Raw genomic sequence first — 21,478 nt, forward strand, 5'->3', positions numbered from 1 at the left:
TTCAACAAAAACAAAAAAAAAGAAGCAAGCACCTTTAGCTTGCTTCTTTTTACTTTATATTCTCTTCTAAAGCATCTTTTTTAATATTCCAATGAGATGTATTCCATACTACCATCCCATCTTTTATGTATAACACTTGCGGTGATTCATGTCTAATACTGTATTGTTCTGCAACACGATTTGACACATCTCTCGCATCTTGTACGTATAAGTAATACGCTGGCACTTCTCTTTCTTCACTGCAATACGCTTGAAATTCTGTGTATGCACCGTGACTAATCGGGCATGTCGTACTATGTTTAAAAAGAACATACGGCTCATTCTTTTCTACTAAGACTTCAAGCTCTTCAATTGTTTCAAGCTTTGTCATATTCATCACGATTCACCTCTCATACGAAATCTAGAGCGCTTCTCTTTCTTTTCAGCGTTTTTCTCAATTCTTTCTAATTTACGCTCTTCTTTTTCAACCTTCTTCTCTTGTCTCGACGCACGGTAATGATTGTATACTTCAATCGCCGCACTGCTCCACTGTACAACTTGCGCTACTTTATCAGCGTTATTTTCAATTTCGTCCGTTACAGAGTCTGATACATTACGAAGCTTCGTATTTAAAGATTGGATTGTCGTTCCAATCCCATCTACACCCGCTACCACTTTATTTAATGACTGTGACTTCTGTTGAATATCATCAGCTAACGCATTCGTTTTATGTAATAATTGCTCTGTCTCTACGCTAATTCCTTGCATTTGTTTTTCTAAACCTTCTAACGTGCTTGCAACGTTTTCTAACGTCTTCTGAACCGATAACAACGTTCTGCATACATACACAACTAATACTGCGAAAGCAACCGCGATAATAGCCGCACTTACATATAAAAGAACTTGCATTTCATCACTTCCTTTATCTTTTTCATACTTTCTCCTATTATACAATCATTTTCCGTTTCATTCTAATCCCTATCTCATCATTAGAATTTTCATACTTATTCGTTAACTGTAACATAAATCATTCAACAAATTCCACTAAGTAGGTTACAATAGGAGAGGATACATAATTAGTAGGGAGGCTTTACATATGAAAGATCCACGTATTGAAAAGTTAGCATACAATTTAATTAACTACTCTATCCGCTTACAAAAAGGTGAAAAAGTATTAATTGAAAACTTTGGCTTACAAAAAGAACTTGTAACTGCACTTGTAAAAGAAGCATATGCAGCTGGTGGTTTTCCATTCGTCTCTTTAAAAGATCATCAAGTAGATCGCTCTTTATTAATGGGTGCTACTGAAGAACATTTCGAACAAATCGCTGCATATGAAGCAAGCGTAATGAAAGACATGGACGCTTATATCGGTCTTCGCTCTGGCGATAATATTAATGAACAAGCTGACGTTCCAAGTGAGCGCATGAAAGTTCATGGCCAAACAGTTGGTAAAAAAGTTCATAGAGACATTCGCGTTCCAAAAACACGTTGGGTTGTTCTTCGCTACCCAAATGCTTCTATGGCACAGCTTGCTAAAATGAGTACAGAAGCTTTCGAAGACTTCTACTTCGAAGTATGTAACTTAGACTACGGTAAAATGGATAAGGCGATGGATAGCCTTGTTACATTAATGAATAAAACAGATAAAGTTCGTTTAACTGGTCCTGGAACTGACTTAACATTCTCTATTAAAGACATTCCAGCAATTAAATGCTCAGGTCATTTAAACATTCCAGACGGTGAAGTATACTCTGCACCAGTTCGTGATTCTGTTAACGGTACAGTTTCTTACAACACACCATCTCCTTACAACGGTTATACATTTGAAAATGTACAACTTAAGTTCGAGAACGGTCAAATCGTTGAAGCAACTGCAAACGATTCAGAACGCATTAACAAAATCTTCGATACAGACGAAGGCGCACGCTACGTTGGTGAGTTCGCAATCGGCGTAAACCCATACATCTTACATCCAATGGGAGACATCCTATTCGATGAAAAAATCGATGGCAGCTTCCACTTCACTCCTGGACAAGCTTACGACGATGCATGGAACGGTAACAACTCGAACATCCATTGGGACTTAGTATGCATCCAACGCCCTGAATACGGCGGCGGCGAAATTTACTTCGACGACGTACTAATCCGTAAAGACGGACGCTTCGTTGTACCTGAACTAGAAGCTTTAAATCCAGAGAACTTAAAATAATGAAAAACGCTCGGAATTATATCCGAGCGTTTTTTTATTTCTTCCCTACCATTTCCATTTTCACATGTGGATTTTCTTTCTCGATAAGCGCCAAGAATTCACCCATATCTTGCGGCATCGCAACCATATGTACTTTATATGCATTCGTCGTAATTTCAAGATACTTTCCAACTTGACGAACAACTCTTATATCTTTTAATACAACATCATCATTTAGAATACCGTACTTTAATACGCCATTTTCTATTTTATGTTTTTTAATAAATACCTCCCAAACAAGTGGTACATTTACAATGAAGCATAAACCCATCCCAATCAACGCTGACATCCAATGCGCTTTATTAGTGAAAAGCATGACAATTGGATATATACACATAAAAGCTAACGTAAGACAAACGAAAATGACTACTGACTTACTTCTTTGAATTGGAAAGTTCATACCTACACCCCCTAATCCAAATTATACCACTATTTCCATTTTGCTTCATAGAAAAAGGCCATTTCTAGATGACCTTTTTCACAATGTACCTATAAAATTTCTTATCTACCTGTAACACTGGAAAGTTTTTCGGCAACTCATCTATACTCACACTTTGAAAACCATTCTTTTCATAAAAGCGATGTGCCGCTAAAAATTTTACTGTTGTTCCTAAATAAATATCTTTCAACTTTTTATCCTCAGCCCATGAAATTGCTGTTTGAAGCAACATATGTGACGCGCCCCATTCTTTTCCACGAAACTCTTTTTGTACGAACATTTTTCTTAGCGCGACTTGATGATTCTCAATATCTAATAAAGCTACTGTTCCAACTACTTTCCCATCATAAAGTGCTACCCAAAAGTTTCCGTGATCCTTTTGATAGAATGTTTCTATTTGAAGTAAATCCGGTTGTTCTTCTTTCGTAATGGGAACATTATACTCTTTTTGCTGAATATGAACGATAAGATCTACTACTTCCTCTTGAAACATACTTTCATACGGAACAATACGAATCTTCTCGTTCATCGAATTTCTTTCCACTCTGAAGCTAATAAACTATATACAGCGACATCATGGAAATGATCATATAACCATTCTTCATCTCGTAAAATACCATCTAACTTAAACCCTAAACGCTCTGGAATAGCACGACTTTTCACATTTTCAACACCGCATCGGATTTCCATTTTATTTAATTTTAAATTCTCAAATGCATATTGAAGCACAGCCTTCACGCTACGCGTCATAACGCCTTTTCCTCCAGCATCTTCTGCAAGATAATACCCAAGACTCGCCGCTCTCTTCCCCCAGCTTACTGGATGAATACCCACCATCCCAACGAGCTTTCCTTTGTAACGTATACCACTTTCAAAACCGTCTCCCTCTGCAAATTTCTTTAACCACATCGGAAAAATCTCATCATAAGCATCAGCAGATTTCATCCCATCCACCCAAGGGAGCCATTTTCGTAAATGATTACGGTTTTGATCTAATAATTGATATAATTCCTCTTTATGATGTTTTTCTAATAATTGTAGTTCAATTTCGTCGTCTACTCGGAGTGTGAACATTTTTTTAGTCCCCTTTTTAGTTTTCTTATTATTCTAACATTTGTGGATGCAAAATGTTAAATATTCACACTTTCTTTTGATTTTCTTTGTATAAAACCAGAAGAATACAATACTCCCGTAACAACTAATATCATTCCTACAGATTGTGCAGGTGTTATATTGACTCCTTCAATAAAAGAAATAAGCATTGTAACAACAGGCACTAGATTAAAAAATAAAGATGTCCTTGCTGCCCCAATTTGAGCAATTCCATTATTCCACCATAAGTAACCAAGCACACTCATTCCAATTGCCATAAAGAGAATCGCTCCCCATGCAAACAAAGGAATTTCTAAAACTGGTACTATACTTTTTTGTGTAGAAGATATGATAATAAAGGCAAGTGCACCAATAGTCATCGTATATGTCGTCGTTTGTATTGGAATACCAGTTTTAATAAACCTTCTGCCTAGCACGCCGTATAACGCCCAGCAAATATTCCCTAATAAAATATAAAAATCCCCTTTTGAAAATGATACATGTTGTAGTATTGTAAACGAACCTTGTGTAAGTACAAAAACAACTCCAATTAGTGCAAGTAACATTCCAATTGCTTGGCGCTTCACTATTTTCTCTCGTAAAATGACACTTGCTAACAGCGTCGTAACGAGAGGATTTGTCGCCATAATAAGTGCACCATCAATAGCTTCTGTATATTTCATTCCTGAAAAGAAAAAGAAGTTAAAACCGAATACACCAACAATACCTAGCAAAAGGTAATAGGTCCTATTCTGCATCCATACTTCCAAGTCAAAATCTTTTCGTATTTTTAACAAACATAACATCACAAATGCAGCAATCCCAAAACGCCATGCTGCTATATGAATTGCTTCGAAATACTGCACCGCATATTTCGAAGCATTAAATGTCCCACCAGTAAATATTGCAAAACCTAATAACTGCGCATATACTTTATTTTTCATTGCCGGCCTCCAAGTCTTTTTCTTCTAGAAAACCGTAATAAATTTCTAACTTCTCCTCCGTTAGCTGAACAACTTTTTGCAATTGTTCCTGCTGTTCTTTTAATCGCTCCAAGTGAGTTGCTAAAATGGAAATTCTCTTTTTTACTTTCGCTGGTACTTCCTCTTTCTTCTGCCTAATTTCCTCTATAATGCACCCATCACTTGCAAATTCAGCCATCTCTTCTAATGACATCCCAGTTTGTTTTAATGAATATAAAAATTTTAATAAACGTACATCACCTTCTGTATACTGACGAATACCGCTATTTCGCGTTGGTGGTGGTAATAAACCTAATTTCTCATAGTAGCGTAAAGTGTGAATGCCCATCCCTGTTAATTCTGCTACTTCGCCGATTTTATACATGTTCTCTCCCCCTTGTTTTTACATTTTCATCTTACAACCTAGAGTTAGCTCTAGGTCAATACATAAATAAAATGAAACTTTAATCAGTGGGATTTTGTTCATCCCCCACTGATTATTAGCCCACACCAATCGGGCTTTTACGGGCAGCACGACCCCTACCTAACTTCTTTGCTTTCGCTGAATTTTAAGGTGGGGGTCTCACTGCCCGGCAAATAGCGGGATAAAAATTGAACACAACAAAAAAGACGCACAGCCACAGCTATGCGTCTTTTCTATTATTTCTCTGCAACTTGAACTTCTTTTACGTAAGCTGCTTCGAATTTTTGGATGTCACCTGCGCCCATGAAAATTAGAACGCCGTTTTTATGTTTCTTTAATACATCCGTTGTTGTATCTGTAATTAGTTCTGCACCGTCAATACGCTTTTGCAGATCTTCGATTGTTAATTCACCTTTGTTTTCGCGTGCTGATCCGAAAATATCACATAAGTATACTTGGTCAGCTTTACTTAAGCTTTCTGCGAACTCATCTAAGAACTTTTCTGTACGTGAGAATGTGTGTGGCTGGAATACAGCGACAATTTCACGCTCTGGATGTTTTTGACGAGCAGCTTCAATCGTTGCATTAATTTCTGTCGGATGGTGTGCGTAGTCATCGATGATTACTTGCTCTCCCATCGGCTTTTCATTAAAGCGACGTTTTACGCCTTCAAAAGTTGTTAATTGATGTTTTACTGCTTCTACATCAACGTTTTCATAGTGACAAAGCGCGATTACTGCTAACGCATTTAATACGCTGTGATTGCCGTATCCTGTAATTTTGAACGTGTCATAGTACGTATTACGAACGAATACATCGAATATCGTGCCATCTGTTCTCTTTTGGATGTTACGTGCTTGGAAATCATTATCTTCTCCAAATCCATAGAAAATAACAGGTACTTTCGCTTGAATTTTTTGAAGTTCTTCATCATCTCCACATGCAATAATGCCTTTTTTCACTTGCAATGCCATCTCTTGGAATGCACTGAATACATCATTGATGTCTGCAAAATAATCTGGATGATCAAAATCAATATTCGTCATAATTGCATAGTCTGGATTGTAAGACAAGAAATGACGACGATACTCACAAGCTTCAAATACAAAATACTTACTATTTTCTACCCCATGCCCTGTTCCATCTCCAATAAGGTAAGATGTCGGGTGTGCACCTTGCATTACATGGGCTAACAAACCAGTTGTTGATGTTTTTCCATGTGCACCAGTTACAGCAACACTTGTGTATTGGTTCATAAGGTCACCTAAGAAGTGATGGTAACGATGGACTGGGATGTTTAATTCTTTTGCTGCTACAATTTCTTCATGCGTATCAGGAAATGCATTTCCTGCAATAATCACTTGTCCTTCTTCTACATTATTCTTATCAAAAGGAAGGATCGAGATACTACGCTTTTCCAACGCTGTTTGTGTAAAGAAACGCTTTTCATAATCAGACCCTTGAACAGTATGCTTCATATCATGAAGAATTTGCGCTAATGAACTCATTCCTGTTCCTTTAATTCCTACAAAATGGTAAACTGTCATCTTAAAGAACCTCCAACATTTCGAACTAATACAACGGCCTATCTATAAGACAGTATATGAATCTTTTCTTATTTTGGTAATCATCATACATTTTTGATGTAGTGAAGTTATTCTTTCCCTTCACTTATCAGGATAAACTCGTACGTACTTCTTTATATGTCCATAACAAGTCCATTATAGCAAAAAAGAAGCCGCTATACTATGATAACAGAAAAACTGATAGGGTCAATCACCTATCAGTTTTTCTCTCTTTTACATCTCTTCTCTTTTTTCTAATTGAACACGCTCTAAACGTGGGTTGGGACGATATTTACGACCAGCTTTTGCTTCTGGTTTCCCATTTAATTCTACATTATCACCAGTAAAGCCTATATTCATTTTTAACAAGCTACTCCCTACCCCGTATATGTCAACAGGTACCTTTTGAGCTTCAAATTCACGAATACGCTTTTCATCAAATCCACCAGTTACAACGATGTCTACATGCTGGAATCCTTCTTCATCAAGCGCCTTGCGAAGTGCGAATACAAGCGATGGATTTACACCACGTGGATCAAATGTTCCAAGTACTTCTGGGTGGCGAATAAAGTATTGATCAATCATTGTGCGAGACGTATCTACACGCACACCTTTTAATGTTGATCCAAATTCACGCGCTACACGAAGTGCATCTGTAATAACATCATTATTGTAATCAATTAGTACAACTAATTCATCTTCTGGGAATTTCTTATGATATGCTTTTGCCGCTTCTACAACATCACCATTAAACATTTGAATTAATGCGTGAGGCATTGTTCCCATACCACTTCTGCCCCACCATTCATTCATTGCATGCGTCGCTTGTGCGCTCATACCTCCGATGTATGCTGCATAACCGTCACCAGCTTGTTGTGTATAATGGTCGTCACGATCTCCCATGAAAATAACTGGTTTTTCTTTATCTACACTACGTGCAGCTTGGACAACATTATATACGTTTGTTGCAACCGATGTACGACGAGCTAAAATCCCATCAATAACACCTTCTAAAAATCCGAAATTCTCATAAGGACCATGAATTGTTAACACTGTTTCAAATGGACTAATTTTATCGCCATCTTTTAAAGAGTTAATTTCAAGTTCCTCAGGATTTTTAGCGAATGTTTGTAGCAATGCAATTACTTCATCTGTTCCGCAAAGAACTGCATTTTCTTTTTGGAAAAATTGCATCGTTACAACACTTTTCGGGCGAAATTCTTCAATAATTTCTCTAGTTTTTAAAAAGTAAACGGCGGAGAACCAACCTTCTCCAACTCGTTCGTCAAATTTAAATGTTTTATTTGTTAGTCGATTTATTTCACCTTTTAATTTTAATTCAATTTCTTTCATGTCGCTTTACTCCCTACTTTACTATCCAACATTTTCTATTAGTATACAGCAAAACCGTGGACTATACATTCGTTTCCTGCATAGCAGCAAATTCATCCTCAGAAATAAGGACATCTCTTGGCTTCGTCCCTCTTGCTTCAGAAATAATTCCTTGCGATTGCATCTCCTCAATGAGACGTGCCGCGCGATTATAACCGATGCGGAATTTTCGCTGTACAGAAGATGTGGACGCTCCCCCTTGTTCTACAACAAATTGACATGCTTCAAAGAACAATTCGTCTTCCGACTCAGCCTGTTCTGTTTTCGCTAATAAATCCTCTTGCTTAAATAAGTAATTCGGCTTCATTTGCTTTCTCACATGATCAACTGTCTTTTCGATCTCATCATCCGATACATATACACCTTGTACACGAACTGGCTTAGATGTACCGTTCCCTAAAAATAACATATCACCACGGCCAAGTAATTTCTCCGCGCCTCCAATATCAATAATCGTACGCGAATCAACTTGAGATGATACAGTAAACGCAATACGCGTTGGAATGTTTGACTTAATTAAACCTGTAATAACATCTACAGATGGACGCTGCGTCGCTACTAATAAATGAATACCACAAGCACGTGCTTTTTGCGCAATACGACAAATCGCTTCCTCAACATCACCAGGTGCTACCATCATTAAATCGGCTAACTCGTCAATGACAATAACGATATAAGGTAATGTTTCTCCTGGAATTTCTCGCTCACTTACAATCGTATTGTAACGAGTTAAATCACGAGCACCAGCGTGCGCAAACAATTCATAACGGCGTTCCATCTCTTCGACTGCCCACTTTAAAGCCGCTGTCGCTGCTTTTACATCCGTAATAACAGGTGCTACAAGATGTGGAACAGAATTGTATGGTGCAAGCTCAACCATCTTCGGATCAATTAACATTAACTTCACTTCATGCGGTTTCGCTTTATATAAAATACTCGTTAAAATCGCGTTAATACACACGCTTTTACCTGAACCCGTTGCACCCGCAATAAGTCCGTGCGGCATTTTTCGAATATCTGTTACAATTGGATCACCTGAAATATCAAGTCCAAGCGCAACAGTAAGCGGTGATTCACTCTTTGTGAATACAGGACTTCTTAAAATTTCACGAAGAAATACTGGCTTACTTTCTTTATTTGGAACTTCAATTCCAATTGCACTCTTCCCTGGAATCGGCGCTTCAATACGAATATCTTTCGCAGCTAAACTTAACTTAATATCATCACTTAAATTTGTAATTTTATTTACTTTCACGCCTGGGTCTGGTTGCACTTCAAAACGAGTTACTGCTGGCCCTTGCGAGACATTAATAACATGTGCTCCAACATGAAAATTATTAAACGTTGTATCTAATAATTCTTTTTGCTCATCTAACCATTCTGTATTATCTAGCGCTGATTGCTGTGGAATCGACAACAGCGCTAATGGCGGAACAGTGTATGTCGGTGGTGTGTGCAATACATTTCGCATATCGTTCTCTCTTTGATTTACAACATATGCTTTCTCTTGTACTTCCGTACTTGAAATTGGCTTTTGTACTTGCTCTACCACTACTTGCTGCATTGGTTGCTCTTCCACTTGTGGTTCTGCTACTACTTGCTGCACTGATTGCTCTTCCACTTGTGATTCTACTACCACCTGCTGCATTGGTTGTTCTTCCACTTGTGATTCTACTACCACCTGCTGCATTGGTTGCTCTTCCACTTGTGATTCTACTACCACCTGCTGCATTGGTTGCTCTTCCACTTGTGATTCTACTACCACCTGCTGCATTGGTTGTTCTTCCACTTGTGGTTGTTCTTCCACTTGTGGTTCTGCTACTACTTGTTGCACTGGCTTATTCTCTACTCGTACATTAACAGAATGCTGCATTGCATTTGCTCTAGCTGCATGTCTTTCCATTAATCGTGTTCTATCTTGTTTCAACATAACAACATTAAATGGTACATGACGCTTTTTCTCACGTTTTGGTTCTTCTTTTTTTACAACTGGTTGTTCTTCTGCGACTGGCGCTTCTTCTACAACTCGTTTATTTTCTTCTGTTTCTGTAAGTAAAATATTCGCAAAACTTTGAACGTCGTTCTTTGTCTGTTCATCAATCTCAGCTACATGTATGAATTCACTCTTTTGTTCAATCGCTTCATCTTCTTGCTGAATTTCCTCAAGTGCTACAAATGTCTCTACTACAGGCGCTTTTGTTTCTGCGATCACTTCTACTTCTTCTAGCTCTTCTGTTTCCGCAATTACTTCCACTTCTTCTAGCTCTTCCGTTTCCGCAATTACTTCTACTTCTTCTAGCTCTTCTGTTTCCGCAATTACTTCCACTTCTTCTAGCTCTTCTGTTTCCGCAATCACTTCTACTTCTTCTAGCTCTTCTGTTTCCGCAATCACTTCTACTTCTTCTAGCTCTTCTGTTTCCGCAATTACTTCCACTTCTTCTGACTCTTCTGCTTCTGCGATTACTTCTACTTCTTCTGACTCTTCCGTTTCTGCAATTACTTCCACTTCTTCTGATTCTTCTGTTTCCGCAATTACTTCCACTTCTTCTAGCTCTTCCGTTTCCACAATTACTTCTACTTCTTCTGACTCTTCCGTTTCTGCAATCACTTCTACTTCTTCTGACTCTTCCGTTTCTGCAATTACTTCCACTTCTTCTGATTCTTCTGTTTCTGCAATCACTTCTACTTCTTCTGATTCTTCTGTTTCTGCGATTACTTCCACTTCTTCTGATTCTTCTGTTTCTGCAATTACTTCTACTTCTTCTAGCTCTTCTGTTTCTGCAATCACTTCTACTTCTTCTGACTCTTCCGTTTCTGCAATCACTTCTACTTCTTCTAGCTCTTCTGTTTCTGCAATCACTTCTACTTCTTCTGACTCTTCCGTTTCTGCAATTACTTCTTCTGGCTCTTCTGTTTCTGCAATTACTTCTACTTCTTCTAGCTCTTCTGTTTCTGTAATTACTTCCACTTCTTCTAGCTCTTCTGGTATTTCCACAATGATTGTTTCTTCAAGTTTTTCTTCTGCTTTGACAATCACTGATTCTTCTGGAGCTTGCTTTTCTACTTCAATAGTAGGTTGTTTTATTTCTGTATTACGTTTAATTTCTTCTGATAATATTGTATCCTCGTGCTCTACTTTAGAAGCCACTAATTCTTCTTGTAGATTGTTTTCGTTTAACACCACTACATCTTTTTCTAGCTTAGCACTTTCCATCTGCTCAGCTACTGTTTTATGAAGTAATTCATCCGCTGAAACTTCCTGCGGTGTACTCATTCCTTGAATCACTTCTTTTTCTTCTACTAAAGGCTCTTGGCGTTCGATTTCATAACCGTTTTTCTCTAGCCATTGATCAACAACTGATTTTTCTTGCTTTTTATCCTGTTGGCCAACCGATTCATGACTAGGCGAAGAAGACGTTGCTTGCCCTTCTGAGAAATCTGATAATGTATATCCTTTTTTCTCTAACCATGCATCAACAACTGCTTTGCCCTCTACAGATATTTCAAGATCTTCTCTTTCTTTTACTTCCTCCTGCTTTTCAACCTTTTTCTCTACTGAAGGACGATTATATCCATAAATTGGCGAAATCATTTCTGTTGGACGAAATGGTCTACGGTTACTCTCTTGCGAAGGTGCAGATGCCTTTTTAACGACAGCCTCTCGCACCGGTTCATATTGTACTTCCGGTTCTTCATATGTAGAAACTACCTTTTCCACATACGGTCGTCTGCTTCTTTCCACCTGTATTCCTCTTTGAGCAGTCGGTTCTTCATATGTTACTCCTTGAACAGGTTGTTCTTCGAAGCGATCTACTTCTCTTTCATCCTCTTCATCGAACCCATTATCCGGTACTAAAGGAAAACGGCATTTACCTGCATTCCTACTTGCCATTTGTGCTTCTCTTGCTTCAGTGTAGTGGTTTACACGAGGAATTTTCGGCTGACTTTCAATTTGCTTTTGTACTTCTTTATTCAACGCTGTTTGTTCTTCCTCTTTGTTAAACAACTTTTTCATCCAATCTAACATGCTTACCACTCTTTCTACTAAATAGTAACATCCTTTATTGTATCAGCATTCGGCAAAAAGTGCAGGTAAAATTAAGCATGTCATATTTATCCACAATATTCTAATTTACGAGTGTTTCATATGGAAAAACGCAGCCTTTCATGTAAGACTGCGCTTAAGCTTTACGCTTCCGATATGCATCTATACTATCCGTTACACTTTGCAATAAAGAATTTACATACTGCGGGTCAGATAATTTTTTATCTTCTTCAAGATTTGACATAAACCCAAGTTCTAATAGTACACCAGGTACTTTGGACCAATTAAATCCAGAAAGATCATCCCTGAATTTAATCCCATTTACTTTCACTTGCTGGTTCTCCCTCATTTTATTTACAATCATTTGAGAGATTTGAAGACTTTCCGCATAAATCTCTTTCGTATACGGACTGTCTTCTGCTGGCGTCAATACAGCAAATCCACTTTGGTTTGGATTTTCAGAACCATCTGCATGAAGACGTAAAAATAAATTTGCCTTATGATTATTTGCGAATGTCGCCCGTTCTTTATTACTTATATCAACGTCTTGTGACGTTCTCGTCATTAATACTTGCATTCCCTTTGCTTCTAACTTTTCTTTTAATATGAAAGCCATTTCTAATACAAGTACGGCCTCTCTTTTTTTCGTCACAACACCAGTTGTACCATCTGTCACTTTATATTTTTGTGTTGTTGCCCCTGGCCCAATCGGCTCTAAATTTAAATTCGCTTTTTGTTGATGCCCTGGATCAATAACGACAAGAAACTTCTCTTGTTTTTCATTACTCTCTACTTTTTGTTCATTATTTTGCACTGGTTGCTCAGTTGGCAGCACCGGTGTAGTTTCCTCTATCTTTTCTTCAGCCGGCATTTCCTCCTGCTTATGCTCCACTTGCTCATTCGTTTTAATTGCTTGCGATTCTTCGTTCTTTTCTTGTTCTTGCAGCTTTTCTACCGGTGCGTCTTCTTTGGTATCTTTGTTTTTCTCTTGTATAGAAGATGTAGTTTCTTTTTTCGACTGCTCTTGTGAACAACCGGCCATATATATTCCAATGAATGCAATCATGCTCATTATTTTTATATACTTCATACTTCTCTCCCATCACTTTGCACCGGATTCAAAGTTTTTCTTATAATTGCCCTATAATCTCATCCATATTTCCAATATAAACTGGCTGCCATGTTTCTGTACCACGTTCTGCAGTATAAACTGGATAAGCGTCATCATCTATATTTACGAAAACTGGATCGCCCATATCCGTTTCATATCCAATTGCAATCCATCCTTCTTGCCACTTTCCGTTTTCTTCACTTATTAATGACTTTTTATGTTTATCATATCGGTAACCGATTTGTCCTTTTTCTAATTCACTTTCACTAAACACATATATTTCATAAGTACCTAGCTCAACATCTTGCTGTTTTGAAGTTTCAATTCGTTTTAGAAGTTCTGCGATTTTTGGTTGTTGTTTCATACGTCTATCCCCTTCTATTTTTCTAAATTTTAACTAGTTTGTTTATAAAATACAATATAGATTTTAAGACAAAAGGTGACACCTTTATCATATTTACGATTTTTGGAGTATATCTATCACAACTCTCAATATATTAACGATTCAACACGAAATTTCGACTTACCAACAAAAATGACAAAAAAGAGAGGCTGCCCAAAAGGACAACCTCTCTTTTCTTATATCAATTAAAATTTAAATTCTTGTCCAACTTCAAAGCTATCTTCTAATACAAGAATACCTTTTTCTTGTGGAGCGTCTGGAAGCTCTAATTCACGTGCAGAGCAGATCATTCCAGAAGAAGGAACACCGCGAAGCTCAGCTGGCTTGATTAACATACCGCTTGGCATTACAGCACCGATTTTTGCAACGACAACTTTTTGTCCTGCATCAACGTTTGGTGCACCACATACGATTTGTAATGTTTCTGTACCAATTTCTACTTTACAGATGTTTAACTTATCAGCATTTGGGTGCTTTTCTTTTTCAGCTACATAGCCTACAACAAATTTCGGAGAAAGATCTACTTCTACTGTCTCTTCAAAGCCATTCTTCGCTAAAATTTCGTTGATTTTCTCTACAAGCTCTTTCGTTAATGTAAGGTTTCCTTTTTCTTTTACTTCTAAGTAAGAAGATGCATTAAAGATGTTGAATCCTGCTGTTACATTGCTTTCACGATCGTATACGCGTGCAACATCTCCTTTGCGATCAAAAGTACGGTTCTCTAAAGTAATATCTTGTAAGGCAACAATTAAAGTGTCACCAATTCCTTCAAGGTTGTAAAAAACGTTCACTTCGTTCATCCTTTCTCTTTTCCATCTGTCTTCTTCCGATTTTTCGCTAAAATAAAGATTGGTTCAAATTCTCCATCTTCATATACGAATGAAAGTGATGTAATCGGAACATGCCCTTCGGCAAAAAATTTCATTGTCATTTGTGCAATAATATCATAACCGATTTCGTTGACGATATCAGCAATAATTAATACATCTTGGTGAGGAACAGCAACAACCATGTCACCAGAAATCTTCTCACGCATCGATTGTAGTAACGATTCGTTTAAAATACGAGTCGCATCATACCCATCATTTGTGTTTAAAAAGTAGAATGTATTCCCCGCTACTGTATCTTGTTTAAATTCATAACCTAATGAGCGTGCGTTGAATAATGCCATTTCCCGCACTTGTTGCTCTGTAAGTTCTAATTTTTGTAATAGACGTTCATCAATTAGTCGATACGTTTTATTCGAATCTAACGCATAGTAAATACGTGTTTCCGCCGTATGATCCGTCATAATAAACGGATTTCCTTCTTCTGCTTGTTTCGGGAAAGAAGTAGAACGAATAACAGGTAAAATTTTTGCTCCGCTATTTTCTTCTTTATGCATCGCAATTAGCGCTTCTTGTACGTAATAAGCAACTTCTTCAATTGCCTTTTCTTTGTTCACTTCCCATTTTGCCACAACTCCTGGAAGCGATACGTTAATACCTTTTTTCGAGTCTTTCTGTTCTATACGTAGAACCTCTTTCTCGCTATCATACTGAAAGTCCCATTCTGGACGAGATAATTTCTTCATTAACTCTTCTTTCATCTTTTTACTTGTCATCTTCATCTCTTTTTCCTCCCTTCCAAAAAAATAACCTCCCCCGCGAAGGTAGAGGTTGTTTTACAATTCAATTGGCAAATTGCCTTACTTTAAACCTTCAATGAACTCTTCGATTTGTTCTTGTGTTTTACGATCTTTGTTTACATAGCGACCAGTTTCTTCACCTTTATTGTACGCTACAAAGCTCGGAATGCCAAATACGTCTAATTTTACACATAGATCAATAAACTCATCACGATCTACATAGTAAAATGAGAAATCACTATATTTCTCTTCTACTTCTGGCATAAATGGGTCTACAAAGCGGCAGTCTGGGCACCATTCTGCTGAGAACATAAAGACTACATTCTCTTCATTTTTTAATTGTTGGAATTGCTCCATGCTTTCTAATGACTTCATCTATATTTCCTCCTCTAACGGGTGCATTTTTCATGTTATAATCTTTCTTTTATACTACCATACATCGCGCATGGTGCAAGGTTTATGCTTGCTTTTTGTCATACTTATATTGCCCAACAAGTAACTTAACAACGTGTACAAATAATTCCGTGCGGTCGACATAATCATCTGTAAAAATACCAATCGCACCTTCGTGACTACGAATATCTTTTCTATGTACAAACTCTTCCACCACTTCACTTAACTCCTTGCCATCTTCAAGAGGTGCTAAAAAATCGTCTGGTAACTTAATACGCGCTCCTCCAGCCACGAATACTTTCCCATCACTTGTTGCTAACGCACCCCAGTTACACATAAATAAACCGTGCTCCGTTTTCATCACACCGCCTTCTAGCCCAATACCAATTGGAGCTTCTCCTTCCTCTAGCACTCGCTTCGCTCTATTAATCGCTCCTTGCATCGTCTCTTCATCTGAAAACGGCTGATTTGCTACTCCTGAAGGAACAGAAAGAGATGTAATTTCAGCATCTTTCCAAACCTTCTCCACAGCGCCAACCTTCGTTTTATTCTTCGATCCAACTACTACCTTCATTTCGTTCACCTCTATAAAAATTCATCATTTTGTTCCAATATCTGCTTCCGAACATATTAAATACCAACCACTATCACACACCACCGTGGAATCCCTTCTACCTATAAAAGAAGATGGCTTTCCACAATATTACTGGTCCTAAACAAAAAAACAGGCTTCTTCTTTCTTCCTATCCTCGGTCTTAATACACCATTCGAGCACATACCGCCACCACACACCGCTGGGCATCTATTCAATCCAAAAAGAAAGGTAGCTTTCCTCAATTACAGACCTCGAACACAAAAATAGTCTTTCTCTCACTTCCTACCCGCGCTCTTAATACACCATTCGATCGCCCATTAAGCACTGACCGCTCCCACTCATGGATGGGTCATCTATTCAATCCAAAAAAAGAAAGGCTCTTCAGCCCTTCTTCTCTACGCGTTATTCTTAATTGTCTCTAACGTCGTTTTATCCGTTGTTCTTACAAGCTTCGTAATTAATTCTTTCGCCGCTGCATAATCATCAACATGTAAAATTGAAGCATGTGTATGAATGTAGCGTGCACAAACACCAATTACTGCTGATGGGATACCAGAGTTACTTGTATGTACACGGCCCGCATCTGTACCACCTTGTGAAATAAAGTATTGATACGGAATGTTGTTTGTTTCTGCTGTATCTAAAATGAATTCGCGCATTCCTCTATGTGTTACCATCGTGCGATCGTAAATACGAAGAAGAGCACCTCTTCCTAATTGACCGAACTGCGTTTTATCACCAGATGCATCGTTTGCTGGACTTGCATCAAGCGCATAAAAAATGTCTGGTTGAATCATATTTGCAGCAGTTTGCGCTCCGCGAAGGCCTACTTCTTCTTGTACAGTAGCACCAGAGTATAATGTGTTTGGTAATGTTTCATCTTTTAATTCTTTTAACAATTCAATTGCAAGACCACATCCGTAACGGTTGTCCCAAGCTTTCGCCATAATTTTCTTCTCATTTGCCATCGGTGTGAATGGGCAAATCGGCACGATTTGTTGTCCTGGTTTTACACCAATTTCAATCGCATCTTCATAACTATCTGCACCTATATCAATTAACATATTTTTTATATCCATCGGTTTTGCACGTTGCGCGTCACTTAATAAATGAGGAGGAATAGAACCAACAACCCCAATAACAGGACCATTCTTCGTCATAACTTGTACACGCTGTGCTAATAGAACTTGGCTCCACCAGCCGCCTAACGTTTGAAAACGAAGCATTCCGTTTTTCGTAATTTGCGTAACCATGAAACCTACTTCATCCATATGACCTGCTACAAGAACACGCGGGCCAGTTTCGTCCCCTTTTTTCAGACCAAATACGCTACCTAAACCGTCTTGTACAATTTCATCCGCATATTTGCTTAATTCTTGTTTCATAAAACGGCGTACATCATGTTCAAAACCTGATGCACCCTGTAATTCTGTTAACGTACGAAATAATTGTAATGTCTCTTTATTCACGAAGTCCCCTTCTTTCAAACCTTAGTAGAATACCTCTTTTATTGTAACGAAATTTTCGAAATGTTTCTAGTTTCTTCTTTTTTAACTGTATTTGCTTTATAATTATTATTGGTACACTATTTTTATTTTATAGAATTGAGGTGAATATATGAGCTGGAAAGGTTTAGTAGCAGGTCTTGGCTTTGGATTCGCAGCTGGTTATCTCGTTGCAAACAAAGTACAAGAACAATCCCATATTTCTTCAGAAAAAGCATTGAAAATGGTGAAACAAGCATTAAGTCATAAAGGTGAAATTACTGGCTCTTGGGTACATATGGTTCCAGAGACATTTGAAAAATATGATGTCGCATATGAAGTTTATCGCGGCGGTCTTACAACAATGTTAGATGATATACAAGAACGATTTGAATTTTTAGTTGATGCTAAAACAGGTACTGTTTTAGAGGTTATAGCAGCATAAAAAGGAGGGTTCCCATTAGGTGAACCTCTTATTTTTTTGAAATTGTGGGTATTGATTAAAATTATATCAGCGATTTTCCGAATATATCGACTTACCGACAAAATCCGATAATAAAAAAAAAGCTGCTCCAACAAATATGATGGAACAATCTCCTCTTTTTAAGCTTCTATACTCGTTTTCCGTTCTATTTTTTCTACGATATGCCCTTCCTCATTCCACTTCACAGCGCGATAATATGCATCATGATAAAACGTAAACCACGCCTCTTTGTCAGCACCATACTTCATCCACTTTTGTTTATTTTCAATCGAGGTCATCGGATAATCATCGTATGCCATTACCCATAATACATTTTGATGCGCGTGCGTCGGCAAGAGATCTGCTAAATGTAGCATCGTTTCCCCTTGACTCTCCAAAGCGATAACTGCATGTCCATCACTATGACCACCCGTATGCGCCATCTTAATTTCATCTGTAATTTCTATTTCTTGCTGGAACGTAACAACTTGATCTACAATTGGCTCCCAATTTTCCTTCCAATATGTATTACGTGATCTAATGTTTGGATTCCTCATTTCATTCCATTCTGTTTCACTTACGTAAACTTTCGCATTTGGAAATGCCGGTACAAGGTGATCATCTTCCCATTTTGTTAGACCAGATGCATGATCAAAATGAAGATGTGTCATTAAGACATAGTCGATATCTTCAGACTTTAATCCTAATTTTTCTAATGATTCATACACCGATGATTCTTCTGTTACACCTTGATTTCGTTTCATCTTCTCATCCAACTTACCGTTTCCTATTCCTGAATCAATGAGCATATTTCCATCTTTCGTTTGTAAAAGTAACGGATCTGTTCGTAAGTAAATATGATTTGTGTCATTATGTTTATATTTACGTGACCAAAGTACTTTCGGCACAACACCAAACATTGCCCCTCCATCTAAATGTGTATTTCCGCCTTTTAACCACGTTACTTTTATATCTCCAATTTGTAAATGTTCCATTACACATCCCCCTTTTAATTAATCTTAACATAAAATTCTGATTATTTTAGACATAAAAAAACCTATGGCATTACTGCATAGGCTCTGTACGATATTTTGCTTCAACTCGGTAAATACGATGACCCTTACTAGAGAATTTCTCTTCGTATTCAGTCATGATGTTACCTTCAAAGTCACTGTTATGAAGATCTAAGCTTAAGTACGTTAGTAACATACCATACTCAGCCATACTCATAAGAGAATATTCAAATAAACCTTGATTATCTGTTTTGAAATGAATTTCTCCGCCTTCTACTAACACTTCTTCATAATTACGTAAAAACGTTTTATACGTTAAACGACGCTTCGTATGACGCTTCTTTGGCCATGGATCTGAGAAATTTAAATAAACGCGATCAATCTCACCTTTTGCAAAGAAAACTGTTAAATCTTCAGCATCTTTATTAATTAACTTTAAGTTCGGCACTTCTTCTTCAATTAATTTATCAAGTGCATCTACAACAACACTTGTGAATTTTTCAATTCCAATATAATTAATATGTGGATTCGCTTTTGCCATATCATACATAAAGCGGCCACGACCTGTACCTACTTCAATATGAATTGGTTGTTCATTTCCAAATACTTCTTTCCAGTTACCAGCGCGCTCCTCTGGGTTTCCGATTACGATATGTGAATACTCGTTAATTCGATCCATTGCATATGGTTTATGTCTTAAACGCATAGATGTCTCCCTCTCTTTACAAAACTATTTTAAAGGAATAATTCCTTCTTTCTTTTTTTAATCAATCTACCAAACAAAAAACCAAGTACGTACGAGCACTCGGTCCGTTTCTTTCAAGTATAAGATGTACCATTTTGATAAAAACTACATACAGCATTAAACATTCCATGACGAAACAGCTTTTTCTCTTACATTTGAAGAGAAAAACAATCGAAAGGATGATCCGTTCATGCCAATTAATCAACAACATCAATTAGAAGTGCTGAAAGATATTTTAGTCAACCACCAAAGTGATTGCTGCGGGACAGTTTCAGAATGCGAGCAATTAGAGCGCCTCATTCAATCGTTACTCGCAAACGATAATATAAGTAGTGACGCTAAAACAATGCTAAACGATGTATATTCTTATAGTCAATCGGGTAAATCTTCCTCTAATTTGGACAACCATATTTCCAATAATCAAGAACAACTTACTCAGTGGATTGCTGGAATGGACAATTTTTCTTAAGTATTATTCTGAAGCAAGTAGTTGCTGTAAATATTGATGCCAATATTCAGCTTCTGCTTGCTGTTTTTTTGTTGTGTGCCATTGAATAGACAAAATCGTTTGTGCTATCACATACCATCTCATGCGCCTAAGCAGCGATTCATCCATTTCAATATCATAAAAACCGAGCCACTCACTCCACTCCTGGCGCGGAATGTACCAATATAATAACATACCAAGGTCTAGAGCTGGGTCAGCAATTACAGCTCCATCCCAATCAATTAAAAACAACTCATCTTCATCCGACAATATCCAGTTGTTATGGTTTACATCACAATGGCATACAACGAATTCGTTGTATTCAATAGCTTTTAATGAATCCATTAAATATTGAAGGCCTTGCTGAATTGTTTCATCATCCCTTATATCTCCTCTTAAAACGAGTTGCAGTTGTTGTAATAACTCTTGTGCGTGAAGCGGCTGCTTCCCAAGTCTTTGAATCATCTGTACAAGCGCTTTAGAGGAGTGAATTTTCTTCAAAAGTTTCGCAACACGTTCTAGTTTCATATCCTCTGGCTCTAGCTTCTGTCCCGGAAGCCATTTTTGAGCAGAAATTACATCACCGTTCGTTACCCTTCTTGTCCAAAGTAATTTTGGAACAATTCCTTCTGCTGACAATACCGCTAAAAAGGGCGATGTATTCCGCTTTAAAAATAACTTCTGTTGTCCGTTTTGCGCAATATACGCATCGCCCGTTACTCCACCAGCCGGTACAAGACTCCACTCTTTTCCTAATAATTGTTCCAACCATTCCATATTCATTACCCGTTAACAAATCCTTATCTTTTATAGTTATGAAAAGAAAAACCGCAACATTTCTACACATGTTGTGGATTCATATATTTTACTGTAAATGAAAAGAAAAATTAGCCTAAGCCAAAAATCCTCTATTTTATTTTACAAAACCTGTCATAGAATGACAACTTATCAAAATCGTCACCTTTGTCAATTCTACATTTATTACATTCTCATCGTCAAGTAGCGATT

23 protein-coding genes are annotated in these 21,478 nt (G+C 37.6%); 3 read left to right on the top strand and 20 right to left on the bottom strand.

Annotation, left to right across the window (positions count from 1 at the left end; translation table 11 throughout):
- Positions 1-49: 49 nt before the first annotated feature.
- On the bottom strand, positions 50-376 hold the full coding sequence (gene ytxJ, locus MHI26_RS24000; RefSeq protein WP_001057469.1) for a bacillithiol system redox-active protein YtxJ: 327 nt from the start codon (positions 374-376) through the stop codon (positions 50-52).
- Positions 376-888: a DUF948 domain-containing protein gene (locus MHI26_RS24005; RefSeq protein WP_001197721.1), complete on the bottom strand. Its 513-nt coding sequence runs from the start codon at positions 886-888 to the stop codon at positions 376-378. The genes ytxJ and MHI26_RS24005 overlap by 1 nt, the downstream gene beginning before the upstream one ends.
- Positions 889-1,075: 187 nt before the next feature.
- Here MHI26_RS24005 and MHI26_RS24010 point away from each other — a divergent pair, with 187 nt between their 5' ends.
- The gene (locus MHI26_RS24010) at positions 1,076-2,191 is read left to right on the top strand and encodes an aminopeptidase (protein ID WP_000654729.1); all 1,116 of its coding nucleotides are present in this window, start codon (positions 1,076-1,078) and stop codon (positions 2,189-2,191) included.
- A gap of 34 nt (positions 2,192-2,225) precedes the next feature.
- Here the strand turns inward: MHI26_RS24010 and MHI26_RS24015 are convergent, their stop codons facing one another.
- The 15 genes from MHI26_RS24015 to MHI26_RS24085 form a co-directional block, all read right to left on the bottom strand.
- Positions 2,226-2,630 (bottom strand): PH domain-containing protein, encoded by a 405-nt coding sequence (locus MHI26_RS24015; RefSeq protein ID WP_001010621.1) that lies wholly within the window; start codon positions 2,628-2,630, stop codon positions 2,226-2,228.
- A gap of 64 nt (positions 2,631-2,694) precedes the next feature.
- Complete coding sequence (locus tag MHI26_RS24020; RefSeq protein ID WP_061666044.1) at positions 2,695-3,198, bottom strand: GNAT family N-acetyltransferase; 504 nt, start codon at positions 3,196-3,198, stop codon at positions 2,695-2,697.
- Positions 3,195-3,743: a GNAT family N-acetyltransferase gene (locus tag MHI26_RS24025; protein ID WP_061666043.1), complete on the bottom strand. Its 549-nt coding sequence runs from the start codon at positions 3,741-3,743 to the stop codon at positions 3,195-3,197. The genes MHI26_RS24020 and MHI26_RS24025 overlap by 4 nt, the downstream gene beginning before the upstream one ends.
- A 56-nt stretch (positions 3,744-3,799) precedes the next feature.
- Positions 3,800-4,705 carry a DMT family transporter gene (locus MHI26_RS24030; protein ID WP_061666042.1) on the bottom strand — a complete coding sequence of 302 codons (906 nt, stop codon included), beginning with the start codon at positions 4,703-4,705 and terminating at the stop codon, positions 3,800-3,802.
- Positions 4,695-5,108, bottom strand: coding sequence for a MerR family transcriptional regulator (locus MHI26_RS24035; protein ID WP_000276600.1), 414 nt, complete (start codon positions 5,106-5,108; stop codon positions 4,695-4,697). Before MHI26_RS24035 ends, MHI26_RS24030 begins: the two co-directional genes overlap by 11 nt.
- 275 nt (positions 5,109-5,383) lie before the next feature.
- On the bottom strand, positions 5,384-6,694 hold the full coding sequence (murC, locus tag MHI26_RS24040; RefSeq protein ID WP_000219467.1) for a UDP-N-acetylmuramate--L-alanine ligase: 1,311 nt from the start codon (positions 6,692-6,694) through the stop codon (positions 5,384-5,386).
- 252 nt (positions 6,695-6,946) lie between these two features.
- On the bottom strand, positions 6,947-8,065 hold the full coding sequence (locus MHI26_RS24045; RefSeq protein WP_000658373.1) for a nicotinate phosphoribosyltransferase: 1,119 nt from the start codon (positions 8,063-8,065) through the stop codon (positions 6,947-6,949).
- A 61-nt stretch (positions 8,066-8,126) separates the two neighbouring features.
- A complete protein-coding gene (locus MHI26_RS24050; protein WP_330548181.1) occupies positions 8,127-12,131 on the bottom strand; it encodes a DNA translocase FtsK in 4,005 nt (1,334 codons plus the stop codon).
- 154 nt (positions 12,132-12,285) lie between these two features.
- Positions 12,286-13,239: an N-acetylmuramoyl-L-alanine amidase gene (locus MHI26_RS24055; RefSeq protein WP_061667159.1), complete on the bottom strand. Its 954-nt coding sequence runs from the start codon at positions 13,237-13,239 to the stop codon at positions 12,286-12,288.
- A 40-nt stretch (positions 13,240-13,279) separates the two neighbouring features.
- Positions 13,280-13,624, bottom strand: coding sequence for a hypothetical protein (locus tag MHI26_RS24060; protein ID WP_000813348.1), 345 nt, complete (start codon positions 13,622-13,624; stop codon positions 13,280-13,282).
- A 224-nt stretch (positions 13,625-13,848) separates the two neighbouring features.
- Positions 13,849-14,463 carry a YtpR family tRNA-binding protein gene (gene ytpR, locus MHI26_RS24065; protein ID WP_061667158.1) on the bottom strand — a complete coding sequence of 205 codons (615 nt, stop codon included), beginning with the start codon at positions 14,461-14,463 and terminating at the stop codon, positions 13,849-13,851.
- The gene (locus MHI26_RS24070; protein WP_000784615.1) at positions 14,460-15,272 is read right to left on the bottom strand and encodes a DUF1444 domain-containing protein; all 813 of its coding nucleotides are present in this window, start codon (positions 15,270-15,272) and stop codon (positions 14,460-14,462) included. The genes ytpR and MHI26_RS24070 overlap by 4 nt, the downstream gene beginning before the upstream one ends.
- Positions 15,273-15,350: 78 nt before the next feature.
- A complete protein-coding gene (locus MHI26_RS24075; protein ID WP_000838193.1) occupies positions 15,351-15,665 on the bottom strand; it encodes a thioredoxin family protein in 315 nt (104 codons plus the stop codon).
- 82 nt (positions 15,666-15,747) lie between these two features.
- Entirely contained in the window at positions 15,748-16,257 is a 510-nt protein-coding gene (locus MHI26_RS24080; protein ID WP_061667157.1) for a DUF84 family protein, read from the bottom strand.
- Positions 16,258-16,673: 416 nt separating this feature from the next.
- Positions 16,674-17,747, bottom strand: a complete 1,074-nt coding sequence (locus tag MHI26_RS24085; protein ID WP_001031518.1) for a M42 family metallopeptidase — start codon at positions 17,745-17,747, stop codon at positions 16,674-16,676.
- A gap of 148 nt (positions 17,748-17,895) precedes the next feature.
- On the opposite strand from MHI26_RS24085, the gene MHI26_RS24090 reads away from it, so the two are divergent.
- Positions 17,896-18,207, top strand: coding sequence for a PepSY domain-containing protein (locus tag MHI26_RS24090; RefSeq protein WP_000118535.1), 312 nt, complete (start codon positions 17,896-17,898; stop codon positions 18,205-18,207).
- A gap of 158 nt (positions 18,208-18,365) precedes the next feature.
- Here the strand turns inward: MHI26_RS24090 and MHI26_RS24095 are convergent, their stop codons facing one another.
- A complete protein-coding gene (locus tag MHI26_RS24095; protein ID WP_000400671.1) occupies positions 18,366-19,220 on the bottom strand; it encodes a YtnP family quorum-quenching lactonase in 855 nt (284 codons plus the stop codon).
- Between the two features lie 70 nt (positions 19,221-19,290).
- Positions 19,291-19,944 carry a tRNA (guanosine(46)-N7)-methyltransferase TrmB gene (trmB, locus tag MHI26_RS24100; protein WP_001239383.1) on the bottom strand — a complete coding sequence of 218 codons (654 nt, stop codon included), beginning with the start codon at positions 19,942-19,944 and terminating at the stop codon, positions 19,291-19,293.
- Positions 19,945-20,173: 229 nt separating this feature from the next.
- Here trmB and MHI26_RS24105 point away from each other — a divergent pair, with 229 nt between their 5' ends.
- Positions 20,174-20,452: a YtzH-like family protein gene (locus MHI26_RS24105; RefSeq protein WP_001122235.1), complete on the top strand. Its 279-nt coding sequence runs from the start codon at positions 20,174-20,176 to the stop codon at positions 20,450-20,452.
- A 3-nt stretch (positions 20,453-20,455) separates the two neighbouring features.
- On the opposite strand, the gene MHI26_RS24110 is transcribed toward MHI26_RS24105, so the two are convergent.
- On the bottom strand, positions 20,456-21,253 hold the full coding sequence (locus MHI26_RS24110; protein WP_002094168.1) for a phosphotransferase family protein: 798 nt from the start codon (positions 21,251-21,253) through the stop codon (positions 20,456-20,458).
- Positions 21,254-21,478: the final 225 nt, after the last annotated feature.

This window comes from Bacillus sp. FSL K6-1218, assembly GCF_038006445.1.
Classification (GTDB): domain Bacteria; phylum Bacillota; class Bacilli; order Bacillales; family Bacillaceae_G; genus Bacillus_A; species Bacillus_A thuringiensis_S.

Bases quoted from the DNA above. Each gene is read 5' to 3' on its own strand.
- ytxJ (WP_001057469.1), bottom strand. From the start codon at position 376: ATGAATATGACAAAGCTTGAAACAATTGAAGAGCTTGAAGTCTTAGTA.
- MHI26_RS24005 (WP_001197721.1), bottom strand. From the start codon at position 888: ATGCAAGTTCTTTTATATGTAAGTGCGGCTATTATCGCGGTTGCTTTC.
- MHI26_RS24010 (WP_000654729.1), top strand. From the start codon at position 1,076: ATGAAAGATCCACGTATTGAAAAGTTAGCATACAATTTAATTAACTAC.
- MHI26_RS24015 (WP_001010621.1), bottom strand. From the start codon at position 2,630: ATGAACTTTCCAATTCAAAGAAGTAAGTCAGTAGTCATTTTCGTTTGT.
- MHI26_RS24020 (WP_061666044.1), bottom strand. From the start codon at position 3,198: ATGAACGAGAAGATTCGTATTGTTCCGTATGAAAGTATGTTTCAAGAG.
- MHI26_RS24025 (WP_061666043.1), bottom strand. From the start codon at position 3,743: ATGTTCACACTCCGAGTAGACGACGAAATTGAACTACAATTATTAGAA.
- MHI26_RS24030 (WP_061666042.1), bottom strand. From the start codon at position 4,705: ATGAAAAATAAAGTATATGCGCAGTTATTAGGTTTTGCAATATTTACT.
- MHI26_RS24035 (WP_000276600.1), bottom strand. From the start codon at position 5,108: ATGTATAAAATCGGCGAAGTAGCAGAATTAACAGGGATGGGCATTCAC.
- murC (WP_000219467.1), bottom strand. From the start codon at position 6,694: ATGACAGTTTACCATTTTGTAGGAATTAAAGGAACAGGAATGAGTTCA.
- MHI26_RS24045 (WP_000658373.1), bottom strand. From the start codon at position 8,065: ATGAAAGAAATTGAATTAAAATTAAAAGGTGAAATAAATCGACTAACA.
- MHI26_RS24050 (WP_330548181.1), bottom strand. From the start codon at position 12,131: ATGTTAGATTGGATGAAAAAGTTGTTTAACAAAGAGGAAGAACAAACA.
- MHI26_RS24055 (WP_061667159.1), bottom strand. From the start codon at position 13,239: ATGAAGTATATAAAAATAATGAGCATGATTGCATTCATTGGAATATAT.
- MHI26_RS24060 (WP_000813348.1), bottom strand. From the start codon at position 13,624: ATGAAACAACAACCAAAAATCGCAGAACTTCTAAAACGAATTGAAACT.
- ytpR (WP_061667158.1), bottom strand. From the start codon at position 14,463: ATGAACGAAGTGAACGTTTTTTACAACCTTGAAGGAATTGGTGACACT.
- MHI26_RS24070 (WP_000784615.1), bottom strand. From the start codon at position 15,272: ATGAAGATGACAAGTAAAAAGATGAAAGAAGAGTTAATGAAGAAATTA.
- MHI26_RS24075 (WP_000838193.1), bottom strand. From the start codon at position 15,665: ATGAAGTCATTAGAAAGCATGGAGCAATTCCAACAATTAAAAAATGAA.
- MHI26_RS24080 (WP_061667157.1), bottom strand. From the start codon at position 16,257: ATGAAGGTAGTAGTTGGATCGAAGAATAAAACGAAGGTTGGCGCTGTG.
- MHI26_RS24090 (WP_000118535.1), top strand. From the start codon at position 17,896: ATGAGCTGGAAAGGTTTAGTAGCAGGTCTTGGCTTTGGATTCGCAGCT.
- MHI26_RS24095 (WP_000400671.1), bottom strand. From the start codon at position 19,220: ATGGAACATTTACAAATTGGAGATATAAAAGTAACGTGGTTAAAAGGC.
- trmB (WP_001239383.1), bottom strand. From the start codon at position 19,944: ATGCGTTTAAGACATAAACCATATGCAATGGATCGAATTAACGAGTAT.
- MHI26_RS24105 (WP_001122235.1), top strand. From the start codon at position 20,174: ATGCCAATTAATCAACAACATCAATTAGAAGTGCTGAAAGATATTTTA.
- MHI26_RS24110 (WP_002094168.1), bottom strand. From the start codon at position 21,253: ATGAATATGGAATGGTTGGAACAATTATTAGGAAAAGAGTGGAGTCTT.